Origin of the sequence: Streptomyces sp. KPB2 (assembly GCF_003950055.1) — a bacterium.
GTDB lineage: Bacteria > Actinomycetota > Actinomycetes > Streptomycetales > Streptomycetaceae > Streptomyces > Streptomyces salinarius.
The window spans coordinates 6,749,273-6,772,384 of record NZ_CP034353.1; the positions used below are offsets into that span (position 1 = coordinate 6,749,273).

The 23,112-nt window shown below is 72.4% G+C and carries 22 protein-coding genes and 1 riboswitch; of the genes, 15 read left to right on the forward strand and 7 right to left on the reverse strand.

What is annotated here, in order from left to right:
- Nucleotides 1-1,137 carry a glycoside hydrolase family 6 protein gene (locus tag D1J63_RS30550; protein WP_125635935.1) on the forward strand — a complete coding sequence of 379 codons (1,137 nt, stop codon included), beginning with the start codon at nucleotides 1-3 and terminating at the stop codon, nucleotides 1,135-1,137.
- Here the strand turns inward: D1J63_RS30550 and D1J63_RS30555 are convergent.
- Nucleotides 1,119-2,537: a solute carrier family 23 protein gene (locus tag D1J63_RS30555; RefSeq protein WP_125633275.1), complete on the reverse strand. Its 1,419-nt coding sequence runs from the start codon at nucleotides 2,535-2,537 to the stop codon at nucleotides 1,119-1,121. The genes D1J63_RS30550 and D1J63_RS30555 overlap by 19 nt on opposite strands.
- 175 nt (nucleotides 2,538-2,712) lie before the next feature.
- Here D1J63_RS30555 and D1J63_RS30560 point away from each other — a divergent pair, with 175 nt between their 5' ends.
- Nucleotides 2,713-3,180: a thioesterase family protein gene (locus D1J63_RS30560; RefSeq protein WP_125633276.1), complete on the forward strand. Its 468-nt coding sequence runs from the start codon at nucleotides 2,713-2,715 to the stop codon at nucleotides 3,178-3,180.
- Here D1J63_RS30560 and D1J63_RS30565 read toward each other — a convergent pair.
- On the reverse strand, nucleotides 3,140-4,351 hold the full coding sequence (locus D1J63_RS30565; protein ID WP_125633278.1) for an MFS transporter: 1,212 nt from the start codon (nucleotides 4,349-4,351) through the stop codon (nucleotides 3,140-3,142). The two genes, D1J63_RS30560 and D1J63_RS30565, sit on opposite strands and share 41 nt — an antisense overlap.
- 132 nt (nucleotides 4,352-4,483) lie before the next feature.
- On the opposite strand from D1J63_RS30565, the gene D1J63_RS30570 reads away from it, so the two are divergent.
- On the forward strand, nucleotides 4,484-5,683 hold the full coding sequence (locus D1J63_RS30570; protein WP_102931139.1) for an ROK family transcriptional regulator: 1,200 nt from the start codon (nucleotides 4,484-4,486) through the stop codon (nucleotides 5,681-5,683).
- A gap of 63 nt (nucleotides 5,684-5,746) precedes the next feature.
- Here D1J63_RS30570 and D1J63_RS30575 read toward each other — a convergent pair whose 3' ends face one another.
- From D1J63_RS30575 to D1J63_RS30585, 3 genes are all read right to left on the reverse strand, one after another.
- Nucleotides 5,747-6,181, reverse strand: a complete 435-nt coding sequence (locus D1J63_RS30575) for a hypothetical protein (protein ID WP_241235623.1) — start codon at nucleotides 6,179-6,181, stop codon at nucleotides 5,747-5,749.
- Nucleotides 6,178-6,942, reverse strand: a complete 765-nt coding sequence (locus tag D1J63_RS30580; protein ID WP_125633280.1) for an NAD(P)H-binding protein — start codon at nucleotides 6,940-6,942, stop codon at nucleotides 6,178-6,180. Before D1J63_RS30580 ends, D1J63_RS30575 begins: the two co-directional genes overlap by 4 nt.
- Nucleotides 6,943-7,104: 162 nt before the next feature.
- Nucleotides 7,105-9,474, reverse strand: coding sequence for a chitinase C-terminal domain-containing protein (locus D1J63_RS30585; RefSeq protein WP_125633282.1), 2,370 nt, complete (start codon nucleotides 9,472-9,474; stop codon nucleotides 7,105-7,107).
- 204 nt (nucleotides 9,475-9,678) lie between these two features.
- A riboswitch (FMN riboswitch) is annotated at nucleotides 9,679-9,809 on the forward strand.
- A gap of 155 nt (nucleotides 9,810-9,964) precedes the next feature.
- On the opposite strand from D1J63_RS30585, the gene D1J63_RS30590 reads away from it, so the two are divergent.
- The 9 genes from D1J63_RS30590 (at nucleotide 9,965) to D1J63_RS30630 (ending at nucleotide 17,297) form a co-directional block, all read left to right on the forward strand.
- Nucleotides 9,965-10,567: a riboflavin synthase gene (locus D1J63_RS30590; protein ID WP_125633284.1), complete on the forward strand. Its 603-nt coding sequence runs from the start codon at nucleotides 9,965-9,967 to the stop codon at nucleotides 10,565-10,567.
- Entirely contained in the window at nucleotides 10,564-11,208 is a 645-nt protein-coding gene (locus D1J63_RS30595) for a nicotinamide mononucleotide transporter family protein (protein WP_059299488.1), read from the forward strand. The genes D1J63_RS30590 and D1J63_RS30595 overlap by 4 nt, the downstream gene beginning before the upstream one ends.
- Nucleotides 11,205-12,494, forward strand: coding sequence for a bifunctional 3,4-dihydroxy-2-butanone-4-phosphate synthase/GTP cyclohydrolase II (locus D1J63_RS30600; protein ID WP_125633286.1), 1,290 nt, complete (start codon nucleotides 11,205-11,207; stop codon nucleotides 12,492-12,494). The genes D1J63_RS30595 and D1J63_RS30600 overlap by 4 nt, the downstream gene beginning before the upstream one ends.
- A gap of 21 nt (nucleotides 12,495-12,515) precedes the next feature.
- Complete coding sequence (gene ribH, locus D1J63_RS30605) at nucleotides 12,516-13,001, forward strand: 6,7-dimethyl-8-ribityllumazine synthase (RefSeq protein WP_052837924.1); 486 nt, start codon at nucleotides 12,516-12,518, stop codon at nucleotides 12,999-13,001.
- Nucleotides 13,002-13,034: 33 nt separating this feature from the next.
- Nucleotides 13,035-13,307 (forward strand): phosphoribosyl-ATP diphosphatase, encoded by a 273-nt coding sequence (locus tag D1J63_RS30610; RefSeq protein ID WP_030380826.1) that lies wholly within the window; start codon nucleotides 13,035-13,037, stop codon nucleotides 13,305-13,307.
- 49 nt (nucleotides 13,308-13,356) lie between these two features.
- Nucleotides 13,357-14,214: an ATP phosphoribosyltransferase gene (gene hisG, locus D1J63_RS30615; RefSeq protein WP_102931143.1), complete on the forward strand. Its 858-nt coding sequence runs from the start codon at nucleotides 13,357-13,359 to the stop codon at nucleotides 14,212-14,214.
- A gap of 37 nt (nucleotides 14,215-14,251) precedes the next feature.
- Nucleotides 14,252-14,722, forward strand: coding sequence for a PH domain-containing protein (locus tag D1J63_RS30620; protein WP_102931144.1), 471 nt, complete (start codon nucleotides 14,252-14,254; stop codon nucleotides 14,720-14,722).
- 203 nt (nucleotides 14,723-14,925) lie between these two features.
- Nucleotides 14,926-16,257, forward strand: coding sequence for a hemolysin family protein (locus D1J63_RS30625; protein WP_125633288.1), 1,332 nt, complete (start codon nucleotides 14,926-14,928; stop codon nucleotides 16,255-16,257).
- Nucleotides 16,254-17,297, forward strand: a complete 1,044-nt coding sequence (locus D1J63_RS30630) for a hemolysin family protein (protein ID WP_102931146.1) — start codon at nucleotides 16,254-16,256, stop codon at nucleotides 17,295-17,297. The genes D1J63_RS30625 and D1J63_RS30630 overlap by 4 nt, the downstream gene beginning before the upstream one ends.
- 192 nt (nucleotides 17,298-17,489) lie before the next feature.
- Here D1J63_RS30630 and D1J63_RS30635 read toward each other — a convergent pair whose 3' ends face one another.
- Nucleotides 17,490-19,346: an AAA family ATPase gene (locus tag D1J63_RS30635; protein WP_125633290.1), complete on the reverse strand. Its 1,857-nt coding sequence runs from the start codon at nucleotides 19,344-19,346 to the stop codon at nucleotides 17,490-17,492.
- 428 nt (nucleotides 19,347-19,774) lie between these two features.
- The gene (locus tag D1J63_RS30640) at nucleotides 19,775-20,431 is read right to left on the reverse strand and encodes a hypothetical protein (RefSeq protein WP_241235624.1); all 657 of its coding nucleotides are present in this window, start codon (nucleotides 20,429-20,431) and stop codon (nucleotides 19,775-19,777) included.
- A gap of 198 nt (nucleotides 20,432-20,629) precedes the next feature.
- Between D1J63_RS30640 and D1J63_RS30645 the strand changes: the two genes are divergently transcribed.
- The 3 genes from D1J63_RS30645 (at nucleotide 20,630) to D1J63_RS30655 (ending at nucleotide 23,066) form a co-directional block, all read left to right on the forward strand.
- Complete coding sequence (locus D1J63_RS30645; RefSeq protein WP_164713048.1) at nucleotides 20,630-22,021, forward strand: peptidase C39 family protein; 1,392 nt, start codon at nucleotides 20,630-20,632, stop codon at nucleotides 22,019-22,021.
- A 113-nt stretch (nucleotides 22,022-22,134) separates the two neighbouring features.
- Nucleotides 22,135-22,275 carry an SCO1431 family membrane protein gene (locus tag D1J63_RS30650; protein WP_107499473.1) on the forward strand — a complete coding sequence of 47 codons (141 nt, stop codon included), beginning with the start codon at nucleotides 22,135-22,137 and terminating at the stop codon, nucleotides 22,273-22,275.
- Between the two features lie 128 nt (nucleotides 22,276-22,403).
- Nucleotides 22,404-23,066, forward strand: a complete 663-nt coding sequence (locus D1J63_RS30655; RefSeq protein WP_102927179.1) for a TetR/AcrR family transcriptional regulator — start codon at nucleotides 22,404-22,406, stop codon at nucleotides 23,064-23,066.
- Nucleotides 23,067-23,112: the final 46 nt, after the last annotated feature.

A 23,112-nucleotide genomic window follows, 5' to 3' on the forward strand; every position in this document is an offset into this window, starting at 1 on the left:
ATGGTCGCGGCGGCGTCCGTCGTCGTGGCGGTCGGTACCGCGACCGGCATGCTGTCCGCGCTCGGCGACGGCGGCGGGCGTGACGTGGACGCAGCCCCGCCGCGGGTGACGACGTCGCCGCGGTGGGACGCGCCGCCCGGCACCCCGTCCCCGGCACCCTCGGCGTCGCCGTCCCCCACCACCTCGCCGACGGCGACGAGGACGACTCCCTCCGTGCCGCCGAGGAAGACGTCCGCGAGTCCCACCGAGCGGACACCACGGCCCACGGCCACCGCGACGCGCCTGTACCGGCACCCCGACTCCCAGGTCCTCGACTGGGTCCGGGCCCACCCCGGCGACCCGCGCCACGACGTCATCGCCGCCCGGATCGCCGACGAGCCGGCCGCCGTCTGGTTCGCCGACCACACCCCGGCCACCATCACCTCCCGGGTCCGCGCCGTCACCTCCGCGGGAGCCGCCCAGGGCCGGGTGCCGGTCCTCGTGCCGTACGCGATACCCGACCGCGACTGCGGCGGCCACTCCGAGGGCGGCGCGCCCGATCTCGACGCCTACGACGCCTGGATCGACCGGTTCGCCGCCGGGCTCGGCTCCGGCGAGGTGATCGTCGTGCTGGAACCCGACTCGGTCGCCCAGTCCGAGTGCCTGTCCGCCGGTGAGCGCGCCGACCGTTTCGCCTCCCTGGCCCGGGCGGGGCGGGTGCTGAAGGACGCCGACCCCCGCGCCCGGGTCTACTACGACGCCGGCCACTCCGGCTGGCACGCGCCCGCCAAGCAGGCCGGCTGGCTCGAGCAGGCCGGTGCCGCCTCGGCCGACTCCTCCGACGGCGTCTTCAGCAACGTCTCCAACTTCCACGCCACCGCCGACGAGATCGCCTACGACCGCGCCGTCCTCGACGCCCTCGGCGGCCCGGCGAGCCTCGGCGCCGTCATCGACACCAGCCGCAACGGCAACGGCGCCCCGCCGGACGGCGAGTGGTGCGACCCGGCCGGCCGCCGGATCGGCCGCGCACCGACCCTGAGCACCGGTATGGGGCGCGTCGACGCCTACCTGTGGGTCAAGCTCCCGGGGGAGTCCGACGGCTGCAAGGGCGAACCGGGCACGTTCACCCCGTCGTACGCCTACGACTTGGCGCGCTGACCCCCGCCGCCGTCCCCGCCGGATCCGGTCTTCTCGTCGTACGACGACGTGCCCTCGTCGAGCAGCGGCTGCTGGGTCTTGAGGTGGGCCGGGGCGAAAGCGCGCAGCGCGTGGTAGCCGGTGATGACGACCAGGGTGCCGAGCGCGATGCCGCTGAGGGAGAAGGTGTCCGTGAACTTCATGCTGACGTTGCCGACGCCGATGATGATGCCCGCGGCGGCCGGCACCAGGTTGAGCGGGTTGCGCAGGTCCACTCGGGCGTTGGTCCAGATCTGGGCACCGAGCAGGCCGATCATGCCGTAGAGGATGACGGTGATGCCGCCGAGGACGCCGCCCGGGATCGCGGCCACGACCGCGCCGAACTTCGGGCAGAGGCCGAAGAGCAGGGCGAAACCGGCCGCCGCCCAGTACGCGGCCGTCGAGTAGACCCGGGTCGCCGCCATCACGCCGATGTTCTCGGAGTACGTGGTGTTGGGCGGGCCGCCGACCGCGGTGGAGAGCACCGAGCCGATGCCGTCGGCCGAGATCGCCGTGCCCAGCTTGTCGTCGAGGTTGTCGCCGGTCATCTCGCCGACCGCCTTGACGTGCCCGGCGTTCTCCGCGATCAGGGCGATGACGACGGGCAGGGCGACCAGGATCGCCGACCACTCGAAGCTCGGCCCGTGGAAGGACGGCAGCCCGATCCAGTCGGCCCGGCCCACGGCGGAGAAGTCGAGGCGCCAGTGGTCGGTGAGCTTGCCGCTGCCGTCCACCGAGTGGATCTTCCCGAAGACCCGGTCGAGGGCCCAGGAGAGCACGTAGCCGAAGACCAGTCCCAGGAAGATCGCGATCCGGGACCAGAAGCCGCGCAGACACACCACGGCCAGACCGGTGAACAGCATCACCAACAGTGCCGTCCACTGGTCCTGCGGCCAGTAGGTGGAGGCGGTGACCGGGGCCAGATTGAAGCCGATCAGCATCACCACCGCGCCGGTGACCACCGGCGGCATCGCGGCGTGGATGATCCGCGCCCCGAACCGCTGCACGGCGAGCCCCACCAGGAACAGGGCGACGCCGACGACGAGGACCGCGCCGGTCACCGTGGCGCTGGTGCCGCCCTGCGCCCGGATGACCGCGGCGACGCCCACGAAGGAGAGCGAGCAGCCGAGGTAGCTGGGCACCCGGCCGCGGGTGGCGAGCAGGAAGATGACGGTCGCCACGCCCGACATCATGATCGCGAGGTTGGGGTCGAGGCCCATCAGGACCGGAGCCACGAAGGACGCCCCGAACATGGCCACCACGTGCTGGGCGCCGAGCCCGGCCGTGCGGGGCCACGAGAGCCGTTCGTCGGGGCGGACCACCGCTCCGGGGGCGGGTACCTTCCCGTCCCCGTGCAGCTTCCAGCGCACGCCGAGGTCCATGGTGAGGTTTCGCTTTCTCTGTACGTGAGGACTGTCCGGACCATTGTCGGGGGTGCCCGGCCGTGCGGTTGACCTGCACCTTCCCCGAAGGGCGTCCTGAGCGTCCGCTTAGGATGGTCGCGGTCCCCGTACGACGACGCCGCGCGTACCACCACGCACCACCCAGGAGCCCACCGTGACCGCCGAAGCGCCCGCCGCCCCCGCCCCGTCCACCCTGCCGTACGGCCGGCTCGTCCCCGTCACCGTCCACTTCGACGACCTGGACGCCCTCGGGCTGCTGCACAACGCCCGCTACCCCGTGCTGGTCGAGCGGGCCTGGACCGAGCTGTGGGCCGGGCACGGTGTCCGGTTCGAGGGCGACTGGGAAGCGGCCGGCGACGCCTGCAACGCGGTCAGGGAACTGACGATCGGCTACGAGGCGCCGGTCACGCGGCCGGGCGCGTACGCCGTCCACCTGTGGCTGGACCGGCTCGGCACCACCGGGCTGACCTACGGCTTCCGGCTCTGCTCGGCGGACGGCGCCACCACCTACGCCCGCGGCACCCGGGTGCTGGTGCGGCTGGACGCCGGGACGCTGCGCCCGGCGCCGTGGAGCGAGGCGTTCAGGACCGCCGGCCGGGCACTTCTGCGGCCGGCGGACTGATCGTCGGCCGGTTCCGGTCCCCGGCCCGCAGCACCCGCGCGAACACCACGAGGCAGCAGGCCAGCACGGTCACCAGACCGAAGGACACCACCAGGCTGGTCGCCTGGGCCAGACCGCCGATCGCGCTCGGCGCGACCAGGCCCGAGGTGTACGTGATGGTGGCGACGCCCGCGATGGCCAGGCTCGGGTTGGAACCGGCCCGGCCGGCCGCGGCGAAGCAGAGCGGGACGACCACGGCGATGCCGAGGCCCATCAGCGCGAAGCCGGTCATCGCCACCGCCGGATGGCCCCCGACCACGACCAGCAGCCCGCCGAGGGCGGCCAGCACCCCGCTCACCCGGACCGTGCGCACCGCGCCGAACCGGTCCACGACCTTGTCGCCGACGAGCCGGCTCAGCGCCATGGTCAGCGTGAAGCCCGTCGTGCACGCCGCCGCCAGGCCGGCCGAGGTCTCCAGCTCGTCCCGCAGATAGACCGCCGACCAGTCCAGGCTGGCGCCCTCCGCGAACACCGCGCAGAAACCGACCGCGCCGATCAGCACCGCCGACCTCGGCGGGAGCGCGAACCGGGGCGGCGGGTCCTCGTCCTCGGCGGGCTGCAGGTCCAGTACCCACGTGCAGGCGACCAGGCCCGTCACGGTCAGCACGGCGGCGGCGAGGACGTGGTGCGTGCGGGCGTCCGTGCCCAGGTGGGCGGCGAGCGTGCCGGCCGCCGATCCGATCAGCGCGCCCGCGCTCCACATGCCGTGCAGCCCGGACATGATCGACCTGTCGAGACGGTTCTCGATCTCGACCCCGAGCGCGTTCATCGCCACGTCCGACATGCCCGCCGTGGCGCCGTAGACGAAGAGGGCGAGGCACAGGGTGACCAGGTTCGGGGCGAGGGCGGGCAGCACCAGCGCCAGCGTCCACAGCGCCAGCAGGAAGCGCAGGGCGGCCCGGGCGCCGAAACGGTGCGTGACCCGGCCGGCCAGCGGCATGGCGAGGGAGGCGCCGAGCGCCGGGAAGGCGAGTGCCAGCCCCAACTGGCCCGCGCTCACGTCGGCGTGGTCCTGGATCCACGGCACGCGGGTCGCGAAGGAGCCGGTGACGGAGCCGTGCACGGCGAACACGGCCGCCACCGCGTACCGGGCGCGCTTCACCTCGCCTCGCCCGTAGGTCCCTGTGCTCATGGTCCACCCCTCCGTGTCCTCGGTGCGCGGCAGCGTGTGGCAGCGCGCGGGGTAAACTATCAGGGAGCCTGCCTGATAGATAGTGGATTACCGGCGTGCGCCTCCGCGCCACCGATCTGGAAGGATCCCGGCATGCCCGCATCCCCGAGCACCGCCCGGGCCATCAACGACCGGCTCGCCCTCCATCTGCTCCAGCAGGAGGGCCCGTTGACGGCCGGCCAGTTGAAGAAGCTGACCGGCCTGTCCCGGCCCACCGTCGCCGACCTCGTCGAACGCCTCACCGCCTCCGGACTGATCGAGGTGGCGGGGGAGTCCGGCGAGCAGCGCCGCGGGCCCAACGCCAAGCTGTACGGCATCGTCGCCGAGCGCGCGTACCTCGCCGCCCTCGACGTGCGCACCGAGGGCGTCGCCGTGCTCGTCTCCGACCTGCTCGGCCGGGTCCTCGCCGAGGGCTCCGTGCCCATCGACGACCACTCCGGCACCGGTCCCGCGGTGGAGCAGGCGGTGAGCCTGGTCGAGCGCGCGGTCAAGGAGGCCGGCGCCGACCGGCTGCACACCGTCGGTATCGGTGCGCCAGGCCTGATCGACCCGGTCGGCGGCGAGCTGCGCGACTCCACCGGGCTGCCGGAGTGGCACCGCCGACTGATGGCCGCGCTCCAGGAGAAGTTCCCCGAGGCCCGGGTCGGCGTCGAGAACGAGACCAACCTCGCCGCCCTGGCCGAACAGCGCGACGGCGCCGCCCGCGACCGGGACACCTTCGTCCTGCTCTGGCTCGGCCTCGGCATCGGCGCCGCCGTCGTCCTCGACGGCACCCTGCGCCGGGGCGTGTCCGGGGGAGCCGGCGAGATCGGCTTCATGCCGGTGCCGGGCACCGCGGGCCTGCCGTCGGCCACCGACTGCGACGGCGGCTTCCACTCCGTGGCGGGGGCGGCGGCGGTGACCGCCCTGGCGGCGGAGCACGGGCTGACGGCACCGTCCACCGGGCCCGAGCCGCACGCCGCCACCCTGGTCAGGGAGGCGGTACGCCGTTCGGCCTCCGGCGCCGACCCGGCCGCCGAACGGTTCCTCGACGCCCTCGCCGACCGCGTCGTCCTGGGCGCCGCCGCCGTCGTCTCCGTCCTCGACCCGGGCTGCCTGGTCCTCGCGGGCGAGGTCGGCCGGGCCGGCGCCGACGCCCTCGCCGACCGGGTCCGACGCCGCCTCGCCCGGATGTCCCCGCTGGCCACGGAGGTACGGCCGAGCACCCTGGGCGGCGGCGCGGTCCTGCGCGGCGCCCTGCTGACCGCCCGCGACCGCGCCCAGGACGACCTCTTCGCCCCACCGGAGCGGTAGCCCGCGGCGCTTCGGACCGGGCGCGGTGGTGCGCCCGGGTGCGCCGCTGGCGGACCGGTGTCCTCAGGGTGCCGACGGCCGCCCCGCCGGGTCGGGTTCCCGGAACACCGTGCCGTCCGCCGCCGGCCACACCAGGGCCGCCGGGAGCAGGACCGCCGTGCCCGGCAGGGTCAGGAAGCCCGCGGCGCTCGCCGCCGACAGGGGCTCCAGGTGCGAGGCGTGGAACAGGAGGTGGGCGACGGAGGAGACCAGGTAGGCCGTCAGCGCCGTGAGCACCAGGCGGCGTTCCATCGTCGCCGCCGCCGCGCACAGCACCACGGCGAGCGCGAGGGACGCGCCGCCGAAGTCCCGGAGCAGGTGCTCGTTGCAGGGCGGCAGGTGCGACACCCAGGGCCACTTCCAGAACAGCTCGGGCAGCAGCAGGACCCACAGCCCCAGCAGCACCTGGCCGCCCGCGAGCACTCCCAGCCCCGCCAGCGGCCACGCCCGTCCGCTCATCCGCGCCGTCCGCCCTCCCCGCCGCCGAACCGCTCCGCCAGATACTCCTCGAACGTGCGCCTGCCGACCGCGTGTCCGGGCGCGAGATGCCCGCCCGCCCGGAACGCGCGGTAAGTCTTCCCCGCCAGCGGCACGTTCACCACGGCCCGCCGGCGTCCCGTCGCGCCCAGGTGGGCGCGGGCCAGCGACTCGAAGGTGCGCACCTCGGGGCCGCCCATGTCCGCCACCCGGCCGGCGGGCGCACCCTGGGCCAGTTCCGCGAGCCGGTCCGCGACCTCCGCCACCTCCACCGGCTGGTCGCGGGCATGGGCGGGCAGCAGCACGACGGGCAGCCTGGCCAGGATCCCGAGCACCTGCACCACCAGGTCGTGGAACTGGGTCGCCCGCAGCACCGTCCACCCGAGGCCCGACTCCTCCACCAGCTTCTCGACCGCGAGCTTGGTCCGGTAGTAGCCGAGCGGCACCCGGTCGACGCCGACGATCGAGATGTAGACCAGGTGGGTCACTCCGGCCCGCCGCGCCGCCGCGATCAGGTTCGCGGCCGACCGCTCGTCGCCGCCGCGCTGCGTGGTCGCACAGTGCACGACCGTGTCGACACCGGCGAGCGCCGTGTCCAGGCCGTCGCCGCCCTCGCGGAGGTCGACGGCGTACGGCTCGCTGTGCCGGCTGAGCACCCGCACGTCGTGCCCGCCGGCACGCAGCCGCTCCGTCACGAGCCGGCCGAGCGTGCCGGTGCCGCCGGTCACCAGGATGGTGGTCATGCTGTTCAGCCCCCTGCCGGACATGGGCGTGCGGTTCGCCCATCACACCCTGGCGCACTCCGTGGGGAAACGCACCCCGCCCGTGCCCGGCAGGGTGCTTTGGGGGGACCCGGCGGCGGGCAAGGGCCTTCGTCACCGCCGCCGGGTCCGTTCGGGCGGGGGTCAGCAGGCGCCGAGGTCCTGCCAGACACCCCATTCACCGGTGGTTCCGGGCTCCTCGCCCTTCGTCCACCACTTGGACTTCCACGTGTGCCCCTGGTGGGACACCGTGGTGCCACCGCCGTACGACGCCGCCGCGTCCCAGGCCGGGGCCGCGCACTGCCCGGTGCCGTCCGTCGGGCTCGGGCCGGGGGTCGGGGACTGGGTGTCCGTGGGCGTGGGCGTCGGCGTCTGCGTGCCGGGGTCCACCACCGTCGTGCCCCGGGCGAGGTCGCCGGCCAGGGCGTACGTCTTGCCGTCGATCGTGACCGTCCAGTTCGACGGGGTCGACACGGGCAGGTAGTAGTTGAACGCCAGGTCGACGGTCGCGCCCGGTGCCAGCGACTGCCACGCCGGCAGCTTCATCGACACTCGGTGGAAGTCACCCTTCAGGCCGCCCACGTTGTTGCCCGTGTGGTCGCTGCTGATGACCCTGGTCCCGAAACCGGACTGGTCGGAGGCGTTCCCGGGGGCCGAGGTCCCGTAGTCGAACTGGAACTCCGTGCCGCCCGCCAGCGCGGTCTTCGTGTTGTTGGTGATCCGCAGCTTGGGCGTGATCGGGTAGTTGGAGTCGCCCAGCTTGAAGTCCGTGAACTCCACGTCCACGTTCACGGCCTCGGTCGGCAGGTCCGCGTTCGACTTCTTCGCGCCGTAGGGCGCGGCCGACTTGAAGGTGTCGTACATCAGCGAGGTGAGGGTGTCGCCCATTTCGTACTGGCCCTTGGCGGCGTTCCAGCCGTAGTCGCCGGCCAGCTCCCAGATCATCGCGCCGCCGATGCCGCGGTCCACCACGTAGTCGGCCTTGGCCCCGACCGACTGCTCGTCCTCGGTGGACAGGAAGACCTTCTTCTCGGCGTTCCACAGCCAGGGCGCGACCAGCGTCGCGTCGTACTTGCGGGCGTAGGTGCCCGTGAGCTTCGTGTCCGCCGGGAAGCCGTAGTCGGTGACGTAGTCGCCGACGATGCCCTTCTCCAGGTTCTTGGCGTGCCACATCGGGTTGGAGCCCGCCGGGGACTCCTTGCCGTTGGTGTCGAGGTCGTGCCAGAGGTTGTCGATGCCGACGGCGCCGTCCCCGCACTTGGTCAGGCCGGAGCCCGCCGGGCAGGTCGACGCGGCGGCCCTGCCCCACAGGCCGTCGGTGCCGCCCTGGACGTTCTTGTGGCCGCGCGTGTAGTACGGCAGACCGATGTTGATGCGGCCGGCCGGCATCGAGCCCCGGAAGTAGTGGTAGGCCCAGTCGGTGTTGAGGTAGCCGATGCCCCCGTACTGGGCGCTGCCGTAGACGTTGGCGGCGGCCAGCTCGGCGTCCTTGCCGTCGTCGAAGAGCGAGGCGTTCGGGCCGACGTACTCGTTCCAGGCGCCGTGCAGGTCGTAGGACATGATGTTGACGTAGTCCAGGTACTTCTGGACCTGGAAGGTCTCCATGCCGCGCAGCAGGTACCCCGAGGACGGCGCGGCGACGGAGAGCAGATAGTGCCGGCCGTCCGCGGCGCCCGCGCGGTCGAGCTTCTCGCGCAGCGTCTTCATCAGCGCCGCGTAGCCCTTGACCAGCCCGGCCCGGCGGCCGTTGGCGAAGGACCAGTCGAGCGGGTTGCCCGCGTCCTTCATCGTCGTCGGGTACTCGTAGTCGATGTCGACGCCGTTGAAGCCGTACTTGCGGACGAAGTCGACCGCCGAGTCCGCGAAGGTGTCGATGCCGGCCTGGTTGACCGAGCCGTCGGCCTTGGTGGCCATCGAGTAGAAGCCGCCCGAGTCGACGCGCGAGCCGTCGTCGGCGAAGTAGCCGCCCGTCTCGGCCCAGCCGCCCACCGAGATCATCGTCTTGACGTCCGGGTGCTGCTTCTTGAACTTGTTGAGCAGGTTGAAGTGGCCCTTGTAGGGCAGGTCCGGGTCCATCTCGGCGCCCGCGACCCCGGGCCAGGTCATGCCGGTCGCCGCGTTCTTCTCGCCGTCCGAGCCGACGGACAGCCTGTTGTCGCCGTCGACGTGGGCGAAGGCGTAGTTGATGTGGGTGATCTTGTCCCACGGGATGTCCGAGGCGAGGTAGGCCGGCTTGCCGTCCTTGCCCGTGCGCCAGCCGGTGAAGTACCCGATCACCCGGCGCGGGTGGTCGGCACCCATCTTCTCCCGGCCCGCGGAGTCGTAGACCGAGCAGTAGGGGACGTCGACACCGGGCGTCTGGTACAGGCCGTCGGGGCGGCAGGACTCCTGGTCGGCGGCCTGGGAGGCGGTCGCCGGGAGGCCGGCGAGCAGCAGGCCGGCGACGGCGGACGCCGCCGCGAACAGGGCCGGCCCGGCTCTGTGGCGGGATCTGGAGCGTGACGGGGAAGGCACAGTCGGTTCCTCTCCACGGAAGTTGCGCAGACAGTAGAGAGGACTAGACCAGTGAGTCAATAGGTATGGACCAATCTCAAGGCGACGGCACGGCCGCCCAGTTGGCACCCTCCGAAGCCGGCGATGACCCCCCTGTGAGCCACTCCACACGCTCCGTTCGCATGAAGGTGGATCAGGCGTGGCACACTGGCCCTGTACCAGAAGCAGCGCACTCCGGGGTCGGTGAAAGTCCGAACCGGCGGTTACAGTCCGCGACCCGGTCGCCTCCAGCGACCGGTTGACCAGGTGAAATTCCTGGACCGACGGTTAAAGTCCGGATGGGAGGCAGTGCGCGGCGGGCGAGCACACGTGCGCGCCGCCGATCTCTGGGGCACGTCCGTCACGGGCGGGCCCCGTCCGGCGTCGTCGCTCCCGGTGTTCCCGTCCGTCCCTTCTGTCGTTCGTCGACAGCCCCGGAGTCCGTGCCCGAAGAGGCAGGAGGACCCGGGAAGTGTTCACCGGAATCGTCGAAGAGCTGGGCGAGATCACCGCCGTCGAGACCCTCGACGACGCCTGTCGCTTCCGCCTGCGCGGCCCCGCGGTCACCGAAGGAGCCCGCCACGGCGACTCCATCGCCGTCAACGGCGTCTGCCTCACGGTCGTCGACCACGAGGGCGACGAGTTCACCGCCGACGTGATGGCCGAGACCCTGAACCGCTCCAGCCTCGGCGTCCTCGCCGTCGGCTCCCGCGTCAACCTGGAGCGCCCCACCGCCGTCGGCGCCCGGCTCGGCGGCCACATCGTGCAGGGCCACGTCGACGGCACCGGCGAGATCCTCGAGCGCAAGCCCTCCGAGCACTGGGAGCTCGTGAAGATCTCCCTGCCCGCCGACCTCGCCCGCTACGTCGTGGAGAAGGGCTCCATCACCGTCGACGGCATCAGCCTCACCGTCGTCGACGCCGGGCCCGACTTCTTCTCCGTCAGCCTCATCCCCACCACCCTCGCCCTGACCACGCTCGGCATCAAGCAGCCCGGCGACCCGGTCAACCTCGAGGTCGACGTCATCGCCAAGTACGTCGAGCGGCTGCTCGGTACGCAGGGGGGCACCCGGTGAACTGGCTCAACTCCGAGGCGTTCACACTCTTCGACCAGCACATCAAGTGGTCGGACATGATCGGCAACGTGATCGGTCTGCTCGGCCTCGCCCTCGGCTGGCGGCGCTCGATCTGGACCTGGCCCGTGCAGTTCGTCTCCGGGCTCGTCCTCTTCGCGGCCTTCGCCACCGCCCACCTCTCCGGCAGCGCCGGCAAGCAGATCGTCGTCATGGTCGTCGCCGCCTGGGGCTTCTGGCAGTGGAACCGCGGCCGGCAGCAGACGCAGGACGGCTCCGTCGCCGTACGGTTCGCCACCTGGCGCGAACGCGGCGCCCTGGTCGCCGCGGCCGCCGTCGGCACCCTCGCGGTGGGCGCCCTGTTCACCGCCTACCCCACCCTGTCCTGGGACCCCTGGCCGGACGCGTACATCTTCGTCGGCACCGTCGTCGCCATGTACGCCCAGGCGCGCGGCATGGTCGAGTTCTGGTTCGCCTGGCTGCTGGTCGACCTCGTCGGCGTCCCGCTGAACTTCGCCAACGGCTTCGCCTTCTCCGGCTTCGTCTACGTCCTCTACGGCGCGCTCGTCCTGTGGGGCCTGCGCGACTGGTGGCTGCGCTCGCGCAACGCGGCCCGCCCCCTCCCGGAAGGAGCGCCCGCATGACCACGGCACCCATCCTCTACAGCCCCGACGGCATCGACGACCTCTCCCTCGACCCGGTCGAGCAGGCCGTCGCCGACATCGCGGCCGGCCGCCCCGTCGTGGTCGTCGACGACGAGAACCGCGAGAACGAGGGCGATCTCGTCATCGCAGCCGAGAAGGCGACCGAGGAGATCGTCGCCTTCATGATGAGCGAGTGCCGCGGTCTGATCTGCGCCCCCATGGAGGGCGAGGAACTGGACCGGCTCCGGCTCCCGCAGATGGTCGACGACAACACCGAGTCGATGAAGACCGCCTTCACCGTCTCCGTGGACGCCACCGCGGCCCACGGCGTCAGCACCGGCATCTCCGCCGCCGACCGCGCCACCACCCTGCGGCTCCTGGCGGGCGGCACCGCCGAGCCCGGCGACCTGGTCCGCCCCGGGCACGTCTTCCCGCTGCGCGCCCGGCCCGGCGGCGTCCTCGTCCGCAACGGCCACACCGAGGCCGCCGTCGACCTCGCCCGCCTCGCGGGCCTGCGCCCGGCCGGCGCCATCGTCGAGATCGCCGGCGAGGACGGGCGCATGCTGCGGCTGCCCGAGCTGATCCCGTTCGCCCGCAAGCACGGCCTGACGATCATCTCCATCGAGGACCTGATCGCCCACCGGCGCAGCGCGGAACCCACCGTCCGCCGCGAGGCCGAGGTCCGGCTGCCCACGAAGCACGGCGAGTTCACGGCCTACGGCTACCGATCCACCGTCGACGGCGTCGAGCACATCGCCCTCGTGCACGGCGAGATCGGCGACGGGAAGGACGTCCTGGTCCGCGTCCACTCCGAGTGCCTCACCGGCGACGTCTTCGGCTCCCAGCGCTGCGACTGCGGACCCCAGCTCGACGCCTCCCTGGACCGCATCCAGGCCGAGGGCAGGGGAGTGGTCGTCTACCTGCGCGGCCACGAGGGACGCGGCATCGGCCTGATGTCCAAGCTGCGCGCCTACGAACTCCAGGAGCGTGGCCGCGACACCCTCGACGCCAACCTGGAACTCGGCCTGCCCGCCGACGCCCGCGACTACGGCGCCGGAGCCCAGATCCTCGCCGACCTCGGCGTGCGCGCCGTCCGCCTCATGACCAACAACCCGGACAAGAGCGACGCCCTCGAACGGCACGGCGTCACGGTCACCGGCCGCGAACCGATGCCCGTCCAGGCCGGCGAACACAACCTCCGCTACCTGCGCACCAAGCGGGACCGGATGGGACACGACCTGCCCTGGCTGGACACGACCCCCGTGTCCACCTGCGGCAACCAGTAAGCAAGCGAGACGAGGAGACACGTGAGCGGCAAGGGTGCACCGGAACTGTCCGTACGCAACGTCGGGGACCTCAGGGTCGCCGTGATCGCGTCGCAGTGGCACGACAAGGTGATGGACGGACTGGTGGACGGCGCCCTGCGCGCCCTGCGCGAACTGGGGATCGACGAACCCACCCTGCTCAGGGTCCCCGGCAGCTTCGAGCTCCCGGTGGTCGCCAAGGTCCTCGCGGGCCGCGGCTACGACGCGATCGTCGCCCTCGGCGTCGTCATCCGCGGCGGCACCCCCCACTTCGACTACGTCTGCCAGGGCGTGACCCAGGGTCTGGTCCAGGTCTCCGTCGAGACCGGCGTCCCCGTCGGCTTCGGCGTCCTCACCTGCGACACCGAGGAGCAGGCCCTGGACCGGGCCGGCATCGAGGGCTCCAGCGAGGACAAGGGCCACGAGGCGGTGACCGCGGCCGTCGCCACGGCGGCCACGCTCCGCTCAGTATCCGAACCGTGGCGCTAGGTCCGCCGGGGCACGCGTAAAGTGGGGGCCATCATGTCCAAGAAGACGTTCGAGGAGCTGTTCACCGAGCTCCAGCACAAGGCAGCCCACGGCGACCCCGCCACCTCCCGCACCGCCGAACTGGTCGACAAGGGCGTCCACGCCATCGGCAAGAAGGTCGTCGAGGAGGCCGCGGAGGTCTGGATGGCCGCCGAGCACGAGGGCAAGGACGCCGCCGCCGAGGAGATCTCCCAGCTGCTGTACCACGTCCAGGTCATGATGGTCGCCCGCGGCATCTCCCTGGACGACGTCTACGCCCACCTGTAAGCCCCCAGCACGCCCTCTCACCCCCCTTCACGCAAAGGAAGCCGACCTCATGCTGCGCATCGCCGTCCCCAACAAGGGTTCCCTGTCAGGCCCCGCGGGGGAGATGCTGCATGAGGCCGGCTACCAGCAGCGCCGCGAGTCCAAGGAACTGCGGATCGTCGACCCGACCAACGAGGTCGAGTTCTTCTACCTCCGCCCCCGCGACATCGCGATCTACGTCTCCTCCGGCAAGCTCGACATCGGCATCACCGGCCGCGACCTGCTGGTCGACTCCGGCGCCCACGCCGAGGAGATCCTCCCGCTCGGCTTCGCCCGCTCCACCTTCCGCTTCGCCGGCAAGCCCGGCACGGCGAACGGCATCGACGACCTCAAGGGCCGCACCGTCGCCACCTCCTACGAGGGCATCGTCGCCGCCCACCTGGCCGACCGGGGCATCGACGCCTCCGTCGTCCACCTGGACGGCGCCGTCGAGACCGCCATCGAGCTGGGCGTCGCCGAGGTCATCGCGGACGTCGTCGAGACCGGCACCTCCCTGCGCAACGCGGGCCTGGAGGTCTTCGGCGAGCCCATCATGCAGTCCGAGGCCATCGTCATCCGCCGCTCGGGCGCCGAGCCCGACGCGACCACCGAGCCCAAGGTCCAGCAGTTCCTGCGCCGCCTCCAGGGCGTCCTGGTGGCCCGGACGTACGTGATGATGGACTACGACTGCCGGGTGGAGCAGCTGGAGAAGGCCGTCGCCCTCACCCCCGGCCTGGAGTCCCCGACCGTGTCCCCGCTGCACAACGAGGGCTGGGTCGCCGTCCGCGCGATGGTCCCCGCCAAGGAGGCCCAGCGGATCATGGACGACCTCTACGAGATCGGCGCCCGGGCCATCCTGACCACGGCCATCCACGCCTGCCGGCTCTGACCCCCTCCCCGTCGCGAGCACGACCCGGAGCCACACCATGCCCGACACCACGCCGGACCACCTGCCGGCCCTGCCCGTCACCTTCCGCCCGGGACGCACCCGTGCCGTCCTGATCGTCCTCGCGGTCGTCACCTTCGTGACCGTCACGACGCTCGGCCTGCTGCTGGGCGGTCTCGGACCCGGCGAGCGACTCAGCTTCGTGCTGACCGCCCTCCTCCTGGCGGGCGTGCTGCTCCTGCTGGCCCGGCCCCGGGTCGTCGCCGACGAGACGGGCGTCACCGTGGTGAACCTGACCGCCAGGCGGGACCTCGCCTGGCCCGAGATCCTCCGGGTCAACCTCCGCCAGGGCGACCCCTGGGTCTTCCTCGACCTCAGCGACGGCACCAGCCTGCCCGCGCTCGGCATCCAGCCGGGCATCGCCAGGCAGCGCGCCCTCGCCGACGCACGCGCCCTGCGCGACCTCGTGGAGGCCCGGTCCGGTGCCCTTCCCGAGGCCCCGCGTGACTGACGCGGCGCCGCCGACCCTGCCGCGGGCACCCTTTTCGTGATTAATCTGGGAACGAGGACGCGGCCGTCGCGTCCTCGCCCCCGTCGCTCCGCCCGGTGCGCGGGGTTCCTGCTACCCGAGGAGTGACTCCCTCCGGCGATGGACGGACCGTCCTGCAGTACCTGCGCCGCCCCCTGCTGTGACACCCCACAGGCGGCGGCCTCATGACCACCCCACTGCTGCTCCTGGCAGCCGCGTTCCTGCTGATCCTCGCCAACGGCTTCTTCGTCGCGGCCGAGTTCGGCCTGGTGACCGTCGAACGCCCCGACGCCGAACAGGCCGCCGCGGCCGGCGACCGGCGCGCCCACCGGGTCGTCGAGTCCCTGAAGGAGCTGTCCTTCCAGCTCTCCGGCACCCAGCTCGGGATCACCATCACCTCCCTCGTCGTCGGCATGCTCGCCGAACCGGCGCTCGCCCAGCTGCTCGACGGCCCCTTCACGGCGATCGGCGTCCCCGACGGTGCCGTGTCCGGTGTGTCGGTCGTCGTCGGCATGCTGCTGGCCTCGGCGGTCCAGATGGTCATCGGCGAGCTGGTGCCCAAGAACTGGGCGGTGTCCAAGCCGCTGCAGGTCGCGCGCTTCGTCGCCGGGCCCCAGCACGCCTTCGCCCGCCTCTTCCACCCGGTGATCTCCGCGCTCAACACCGTGGCCAACCGCCTGGTCCGCACCCTGGGCATCGAACCCGCCGAGGAGCTGGCCTCCGCCCGCACCCCCGGCGAACTGGTCTCCCTGGCCCGGCACTCCGCCCGGGCCGGCGCCCTGGAGCAGGACACCGCCGACCTCTTCGTCCGGACGTTGTCGCTCGGCGAACTGACCGCCCAGCACGTCATGACCCCGCGCGTGAAGGTCAGCGCCCTGCACGCCTCGGCCACCGCCGAGGACGTCGTCAACCTGACCCGCGCCACCGGTCTGTCCCGCTTCCCGGTCTACCGGGAGAAGATCGACGAGATCGTCGGCATGGTCCACCTCAAGGACGCCCTCGCCGTCCCCGTGCACGACCGGCTGCGCACTCCGGCCGGCCGGATCGCCCGCCCGGCTCTGCTGGTCCCCGAGACCCTGCCCGTACGGCCGCTGCTCACCCGGCTGCGCAGCGAGCAGCCCATCGCGGTCGTCGTCGACGAGTACGGCGGCACCGCCGGCGTCGTCACCCTGGAGGACATCGTCGAGGAGATCGTCGGCGAGGTCCGCGACGAGCACGACGGCCTCGACGCGCCCGAACTGGCCCCCGCCCCGCCCGAGGACGGCCGGCCCGCCTGGGACGTCGACGGCAGCTGCCGCGTGGACGCCCTGCGCCGCGTCGGCCTTCAGGCGCCCGAGGGACCGTACGAGACGGTGGCCGGACTCGTCGCCGACCTGCTCGGCCGCATCCCCGCCGTCGGCGACCGCGCCGAGCTGCCCGGCTGGCGGCTCTCCGTCCGCCAGGTGGGCCACTACCGCGCCGAACGGATACGGCTGGTGCGCACCGCGCCGGTCTCCGTGCTGGAGGCCGCCCGATGAGCGTCCTGCAACTCCTCTTCGCCGCCCTGCTCGTGCTCGCCAACGGCTTCTTCGTCGGCGCGGAGTTCGCGCTCGTCTCCGTGCGCCGCAGCCAGATCGAACCGCTCGGCACCGCCCGCGCCCGGCAGGTGCTGTACGGCCTGGAACGGCTGCCCCAGATGATGGCCGCCGCCCAGTTCGGCATCACCGTCTGCTCACTGACCCTCGGCGCCGTCGCCGAGCCGACCGTCGCCCATCTGCTGGAGCCGGTCTTCGAGTGGATCCACCTGCCGCACGGCATGATCCACCCGCTCGGCTACGTCATCGCGCTGGCCGCCGTGGTCTTCTGCCACCTGGTCATCGGCGAGATGGTGCCCAAGAACCTCGCCATGGCCGCCCCCGAGAAGGCCGCGCTGTGGCTCAGCCCCGGCCTCGTCGCCTTCGCCCGCCTGTGCAGGCCCATCACCGTGGCGCTCGGCGCCTGCGCGCAGGGCATCCTGCGGCTCTTCCACGTCGAGCCCAAGGACGAGGTCGAGGCCGTGTTCACCAGCGAGCAGCTCAATCGCCTGGTGGAGGACGCCGGTCAGGCGGGCCTCCTCGACCCGGAGGAACAGGAACGCCTGGAGGACGCCCTGGAACTGGGCTCCCGCCCGGTGACCGACGTGCTCCTCCCGCGGGAGTCCCTGGTGACGGTCAGCCCCTCGGTCACGCCGGGGGAGATCGTCGGGCTCACCGCCCGCACCGGGTACTCGCGCTTCCCGATCGCGGCGGAACAGGGCGCCTTCATGGGCTACCTGCACGTCAAGGACGTCCTCGACCTGGAGGAGTCCGACCGCGCCGTCCCGCAGCACCTGTGGCGCCCGATGACCACCCTGCGCCCCGAACTCCCCCTGGACGACGCCCTCACGGTGATGCGCCGAGCAGCCACCCACCTGGCCCAGGTCACGGACGCGTCGGGCAGGGTCCTGGGCCTGGTCGCCCTGGAGGACGTACTGGAACTCCTGGTCGGCGAGGTAAAGGACCCGGCCCACAGGGACAGGGAGGTAACCCTGGCCACATAGCCCCACCGCTGCGGGCAGCCGTCCCCCCCCGCCGCCACCGCTGCGGGCAGTCGCCCCCCGCCGCCGCCGCTGCGGGCAGTCGTGCCTCCCCCAGTGCCTGAACGGCCTGGGAGGTACCCCCAGGCGGCACGGGTGGGCGCAGCGGCACCCCGTCAACGCGGGCAAGCGCCCCCCACCCCGCCCCCACGCCCTTCACACCGTCGGGGGAGCCCCCGGCCCCCGCCCCGACAGCACCTCCCCATACGCCTGCATCAGATCCGGCAACCGCAACGTCGCCAGATCGTCCCGGCTCAGCACCCCCGGATACACGGACAACCGCAGATCCCGGTACGCACAGCTCTTCTCGTACAGCGTCCGCAGAAACCGCCCGTTCCCCAACTCGTCGATCCACCCCTGATCCACCACGTGCCCGGCGATCGACCGCAGCTCGTCCAGCGCCTCCTCGTCCCACACGTCCCCGTTCTCCGCCGCGAGCACCTCCCCGATCGAGGTCAGCTCCAGCGGCCGGTACGACGGGAAGTCCACCCGTGTGGTGAAGCGCGACGACAGCCCGGGATTGGCGCCCAGCAGCCGGTCCATGCCCTCCGGATAGCCGGCCAGGATCACCACCAGGTGGTCCCGGTTGTCCTCGGCCCGCTTCAGCAGCACCTGCAGCGCCTCGTCGCCGTACGCGTCGCCCTTGCCGTACCCGGAGTTGGACAGGGAGTACGCCTCGTCCACGAAGAGGACACCGCCGAGCGCGGAGTCGATCAGCTCGTTGGCCTTCACCGCGGTCTGGCCCAGGTACTCGCCGACCAGATCGGCCCGCTGCGCCTCCACGAGGTGGTCGCCGCCGAGCAGCCCGAGGGCGTAGAAGACGCGGCCCAGGATGCGGGCCACGGTGGTCTTCCCGGTGCCGGAGGGGCCGGAGAAGACGAAGTGACGTTTGGGCGGCTGCACGGGCAGGCCCTGCCCGGCGCGCAGCCGCGCCATGTTCAACTGCGCGGACAACGCCTTGACCTGCCGCTTCACCGGTTCGAGGCCCACCATCCGCTCCAGCTCCGCGAGCGCCTCCTCCAGCAACGCGGGATCGGTGGGCCCGGTGGGCAGGGACGGGTCCGGCCCGCCCGCCTTCTCGCGCACCGACGCTCCGCCGAGCGGGGGCAGCGGGGCGGACAGCGGGGGCTCGGGGGCGGAGAGCTTGACGCCGCGCTCCTCGGTGCCGAAGAGGGGGTCGAGTCCGTCCAGGCCGTCCGTCCCCGCACCGGCCTGCGCGAGTCCCGCCAGGTCGGTCGGGTCGTCGTAGCCGTCGCCCTCGGCGATCGCGGCCAGCCTGGCCGAGGTGTCCATGAAGGCGGGGTCGACGCGGTGCACCGCCCGGTACAGGGGGAGCGCGGCGGCGCTGCGCCCGGTGCCCTCATGGGCCCGCGCCAGCCAGTACCGCAGCTCCTTGCGCTGCGGCTGCTCGCTGCGGCACCGCATCAGGGCCGCCGAAAGGAGCGGCTCGGCCTGCCCGTACATCTCCAGGCGGACCCGGGCCATGCCGCTGAACAGGCCGGCCTCGATGCCCAGTAACGGATCGCCGAGCAGCGGGTCGGTGTGCCGCACGAGCTGTTCCCAGTCCTTGACCAGATAGGCGCGGCAGGCGTGCAGGAAGCGGACCTGGGGATCGGAGTCCACCGGCGGCAGCCCGGCCAGCGCCCGGTCCAGTTCCGGTACGTGCCGGCCGTCCAGCCAGTGCGAGGCGTGCGCCAGCAGCAGGTCGCGCGGGTTCTCCAGCACCGGCTGCACCCACCAGCCCAGCCAGTACCAGGAGTTGAGCGTCCGTCGGTGGCGGGCCCGCTGCTCGCCGAAGCGGTCGCGGTTGCGGAACATTCGCAGGAGCGCGTTCGTGGTGTCGACGCGCAGCGCGTGCAGTCCCAGCCAGCCGTCGGCCATCGTGGGATCGATCCGCACCGCCGCCCGGAACTCCTCCTCCGCCTGCGGGTAGGCCCCCATCGTGTAGGCGTCCACGCCGCGCAGCCAGGCGAGTTCGGCCGGGGCCGGTGGGCCCTGCGTGCCGAAGTCCATCACGTCCCCCACCTACCGTGCCCCCGTCGGTAAGCCGCCGAGCCGTCGCCCGTCGGCCGCCTCGGTCAACGGCTCTGCCGTGGACCGGAGTTGCAGGTGCGTGCGGCAATCTCCGGTAGCTCGCACCGAGGGCATCGTACCCGCGGCGGTCTTTCCTCCGAAGGGTGCGGGAGGGGCCGTTCCGCAGGTCGGAGCGGTGGGGGCGCGCGGCCCGGCGGTCACCGAGGGTGAGCGTTCGGCGTCGCGCAGCAGCTGGAAAACGTGCTCGGGGCAGAACGAAGCCCCCGATCACGGGGGAACAACCGGGGGCTTCGCGTCTGTCGGCGGCTTCGATCTGCCGCACATTCAGAACGTAAGACCTGTACGGCCCCCGGGTCAAGCGAAGTTGGGGCACGTCGGCGGGTTGCGGGAGCGTGATCTTCACGCGTTCAACACATCGCGGACGGTCCGTCACTTTGAGTGAGGAAGTGGGCTCCGGTGGCCGTTCCCGCAGGCCCCGGCAGCACCTCGTACCCCTGTTCGCGCTGTCGCACCAGAAGGTGCGCGAAGGGGCGTGAGGGGTCCTCGGCGAAGTGCCGGCGCTCGGCCGGGATCCACCCGTCCCAGAACGTCCGCTGTTCCGCTCCGTCGCGCGCCCGTCCGCGCGCCCACGCCTGCTCGCGGGGTACGTCCATCCAGAGCAGCGCGGCCAGGTGCGGCCGCAGTGCCGACCGGCCCGCGCCGACACCCTCGACGAGGATCACCGGAGCGGGGGGCAGGGGGCGTGGCGCTCCGAAACACCGGGCCCGCCAGTCGTACGGCGTGTAGTGCGCCGTCTCGCCGTGCCGCAGGGGCTCGATCACCTGGCGGAGCAGTCGCCCGGTCCAGCCGAAGAGCTCGTCGTGACTGGCGATGTCGTCCAGGTGCAGCACCGGCGCACCGTCCAGCCGGGCCGCCAGCCGACCGGTGAACGTGGACTTCCCGGACCCGGCGTGTCCGTCGACGCCGATCAGGCGCACGGGCCCGCAGGAAGGGGGAAGCCGGCGGAGCCGGGCTGCTGGGTCGAGGATGGCGCATCCCGTGGGCAGGAGGGCGGACGAGGTCACCCGCACTCTAACCACCCGCGTCCCCCGGCCCCCGCGCCCGGACGTCCGTACCTTCTGCCTCCGCCACTGGTCGACACCAATATTGGTGGCGTGGCGTGCGTGGAAGTGCTGGCAGGACCGGGCGCCTGCGGCCATAGTTGGCGCACGAACGTGCAACGACGGACCCGCCCGACCCGGACACCTGGGGGTCTCCCGCCCATGAGCAGAGTCGAACAGCCGTCCCGCAGAACCCTCCTGGCCGCGGCCGTCGTGGCGGCCGCCGCGGCGGGCGGCGCGATCCCGGCCACCGCCCAGGCCGCGCCCGCCGCGGGCACCGGCGGCGCCGCCACGGGCCCCGCCCGGGCCGCCTCGCGGCGACCGGTCGACTACCACGCCTGGACCACGTTCCGGGACTGGCGGCAAGGGGCCGCCCAGGGGGTCCGTCCCGTCGCGGGCGCCCGCTCCGGCGTCGTGATCGGCGCGCCGGCCGGCACCGCCGACTACACCGACCCGCACACCGGCACCACGGCGGCCTGGGAGTACGCGACCTGGACCTCGCCCGTCCACCGGCTCGCGGTGCCCTCGACGGAGGTCATCGCCTCCTGGAACGCGCACACGCCGAGCGGCACCTGGATCCAGGTCGAGTTGCGGGGCACCTACTCCGACGGCACGGACACGCCCTGGTACGTGATGGGCCGCTGGACCGCCGGCGACGGCGAGCAGGACATCAGGCGGACCTCGGTCGACGACCAGAGCGACGGCAGAAGCAGCATCTGGACCGACACCTTCTCGATCGACGACGCGTCCACCGGCCTGCGTCTGACCTCCTACCGGCTCCGGCTCACCCTCCACCGCCGTCCCGGCACGCGCAGCACGCCCACCGTCTGGCGGCTCGGCGCGATGGGCTCCGACGTCCCCGACCGCTTCACCGTCCCGGCCTCGACCCCGCGCCACGCCGGGGAACTGCGCGTCCCGCGCTACTCGCAGGAGATCCACAAGGGCCAGTACCCCGAGTACGACAACGGCGGCGAGGCCTGGTGCAGCCCCACCTCCTCGCAGATGATCATCGAGTACTGGGGCGGCCGTCTCACCGAGGAACAGCTCGCCTGGGTCGACCCCTCCTACGCCGACCCGCAGATCTGCCACGCCGCCCGGTACACCTACGACAACCAGTACGAGGGCTGCGGCAACTGGCCCTTCAACGCCGCCTACGCCGCCACGTTCAAGGGCCTCCAGGGCGTGGTCACCCGCCTCGGCTCCCTCACCGACCTGGAGACGCTGATCGCGGCCGGCATCCCGGTCATCACGTCCCAGTCGTTCCTGGAGGAGGAGCTGACCGGGTCGGGCTACGGCACCTCGGGCCACCTTATGACCGTGATCGGCTTCACCGCCGACGGCGACGTGATCGCCAACGACCCGGCCTCGGACGACAACGACGCCGTGCGCCGCGTCTACAAACGGCGCGAGTGGGAGAACATCTGGCTCAGGACCAAGCGGTACAACGCCAGTGGAAAGGTCGCCTCCGGCACCGGTGGCGTCTGCTACCTCTACTTCCCGGCCCACCCCAGCCCGCGTCAGCGCAAGGCCCTCGCGGCGGTGGGCGTGCGCTGACCGGCGCCGCTGTGACCAAGCTCTCGGGCGCGAAAGCCGCTCACGGTGGCAAGGTGGACACCGTGAGCGGGGGGGACTCCGCCCCAGCCGAAGCCCGAGAGCAGCGAGACGCCATGACCGCACACACCGCAGCCGCCACCCGTGTCCGTACCGGCGGCCCCAAGGAAGACGGCCCGAAGATCCTGGAACACGTCCTGGGCTGGACCCTCGTCGTGGTGGTCGCGATGCTCGTGGTCCAGCTGGGCCTCCTGTGACCTGACCGGCGGTCCCTCCGTGACGTGACCGGCGGCCCGTCCGTGACGTGACCCGGGTGTGACCTGCCCCACGACCCGACCTGCCATACTGCGGATGTCCCGCCGCCCGTAGGAGACCAGGGTCGAAATTGAATATCAGTCAACAACGTGCCGACGCCCGTCCCCGGGCGCGCGGCACCGAGCGCTCGGCTGCGCGCCGCGCGGAACTCATCGCCATCGGGCGGAGGTTGTTCGCCGACACGTCGTACGACGCGCTCTCGATGGACGACATCGCCCGCCAGGCGCATGTCGCCAAGGGGCTGATCTACTACTACTTCCAGTCCAAGCGGGGCTACTACCTGGCGATCGTCCAGGACTCCGTCGCCGACCTCGTCACCACCGCGGCGCGCGGCACCGAACTGCCGCAGGTGGACCGCGTCCAGCGCACCATCGACGGCTATCTGCGCTACGCCGAGCACAACCAGGCGGCCTACCGCACCATCGTCAGCGGCGGTGTCGGCTTCGACGCCGAGGTGCACGCCATCCGGGACGGGGTGCGCGAGGCGATCGTCGGCACCATCGCCGAAGGGGCCTACGGGCGTTCGGACATCGGGCCGCTCGCCCGCATGGGCCTGCTCGCCTGGGTGTGCAGCGTCGAGGGTGCCACCCTGGACTGGATCGGCCGGCCCGAACTGCCCCGCGAGACCATGCGCGAGCTGCTGGTGAAGTCGCTGGGCGGCACGCTGCGCGCCATCGAGGAACTGGACCCCGCCTACCCGGCCCCGGCCCCGGCCCGCCGCGACGAATCCTGACGCCGGCGCCCGGACGACGCGTGACGGAGGGGTGGAGACCCGAGCC

What these genes read in the sequence shown, in the direction of transcription:
- D1J63_RS30550 (WP_125635935.1), top strand. Translation starts at nt 1, where the DNA reads ATGGTCGCGGCGGCGTCCGTCGTCGTGGCGGTCGGTACCGCGACCGGC.
- D1J63_RS30555 (WP_125633275.1), bottom strand. Translation starts at nt 2,537, where the DNA reads ATGGACCTCGGCGTGCGCTGGAAGCTGCACGGGGACGGGAAGGTACCC.
- D1J63_RS30565 (WP_125633278.1), bottom strand. Translation starts at nt 4,351, where the DNA reads ATGAGCACAGGGACCTACGGGCGAGGCGAGGTGAAGCGCGCCCGGTAC.
- D1J63_RS30570 (WP_102931139.1), top strand. Translation starts at nt 4,484, where the DNA reads ATGCCCGCATCCCCGAGCACCGCCCGGGCCATCAACGACCGGCTCGCC.
- D1J63_RS30575 (WP_241235623.1), bottom strand. Translation starts at nt 6,181, where the DNA reads ATGAGCGGACGGGCGTGGCCGCTGGCGGGGCTGGGAGTGCTCGCGGGC.
- D1J63_RS30580 (WP_125633280.1), bottom strand. Translation starts at nt 6,942, where the DNA reads ATGACCACCATCCTGGTGACCGGCGGCACCGGCACGCTCGGCCGGCTC.
- D1J63_RS30600 (WP_125633286.1), top strand. Translation starts at nt 11,205, where the DNA reads ATGACCACGGCACCCATCCTCTACAGCCCCGACGGCATCGACGACCTC.
- D1J63_RS30610 (WP_030380826.1), top strand. Translation starts at nt 13,035, where the DNA reads ATGTCCAAGAAGACGTTCGAGGAGCTGTTCACCGAGCTCCAGCACAAG.
- hisG (WP_102931143.1), top strand. Translation starts at nt 13,357, where the DNA reads ATGCTGCGCATCGCCGTCCCCAACAAGGGTTCCCTGTCAGGCCCCGCG.
- D1J63_RS30620 (WP_102931144.1), top strand. Translation starts at nt 14,252, where the DNA reads ATGCCCGACACCACGCCGGACCACCTGCCGGCCCTGCCCGTCACCTTC.
- D1J63_RS30625 (WP_125633288.1), top strand. Translation starts at nt 14,926, where the DNA reads ATGACCACCCCACTGCTGCTCCTGGCAGCCGCGTTCCTGCTGATCCTC.
- D1J63_RS30630 (WP_102931146.1), top strand. Translation starts at nt 16,254, where the DNA reads ATGAGCGTCCTGCAACTCCTCTTCGCCGCCCTGCTCGTGCTCGCCAAC.
- D1J63_RS30635 (WP_125633290.1), bottom strand. Translation starts at nt 19,346, where the DNA reads ATGGACTTCGGCACGCAGGGCCCACCGGCCCCGGCCGAACTCGCCTGG.
- D1J63_RS30645 (WP_164713048.1), top strand. Translation starts at nt 20,630, where the DNA reads ATGAGCAGAGTCGAACAGCCGTCCCGCAGAACCCTCCTGGCCGCGGCC.
- D1J63_RS30650 (WP_107499473.1), top strand. Translation starts at nt 22,135, where the DNA reads ATGACCGCACACACCGCAGCCGCCACCCGTGTCCGTACCGGCGGCCCC.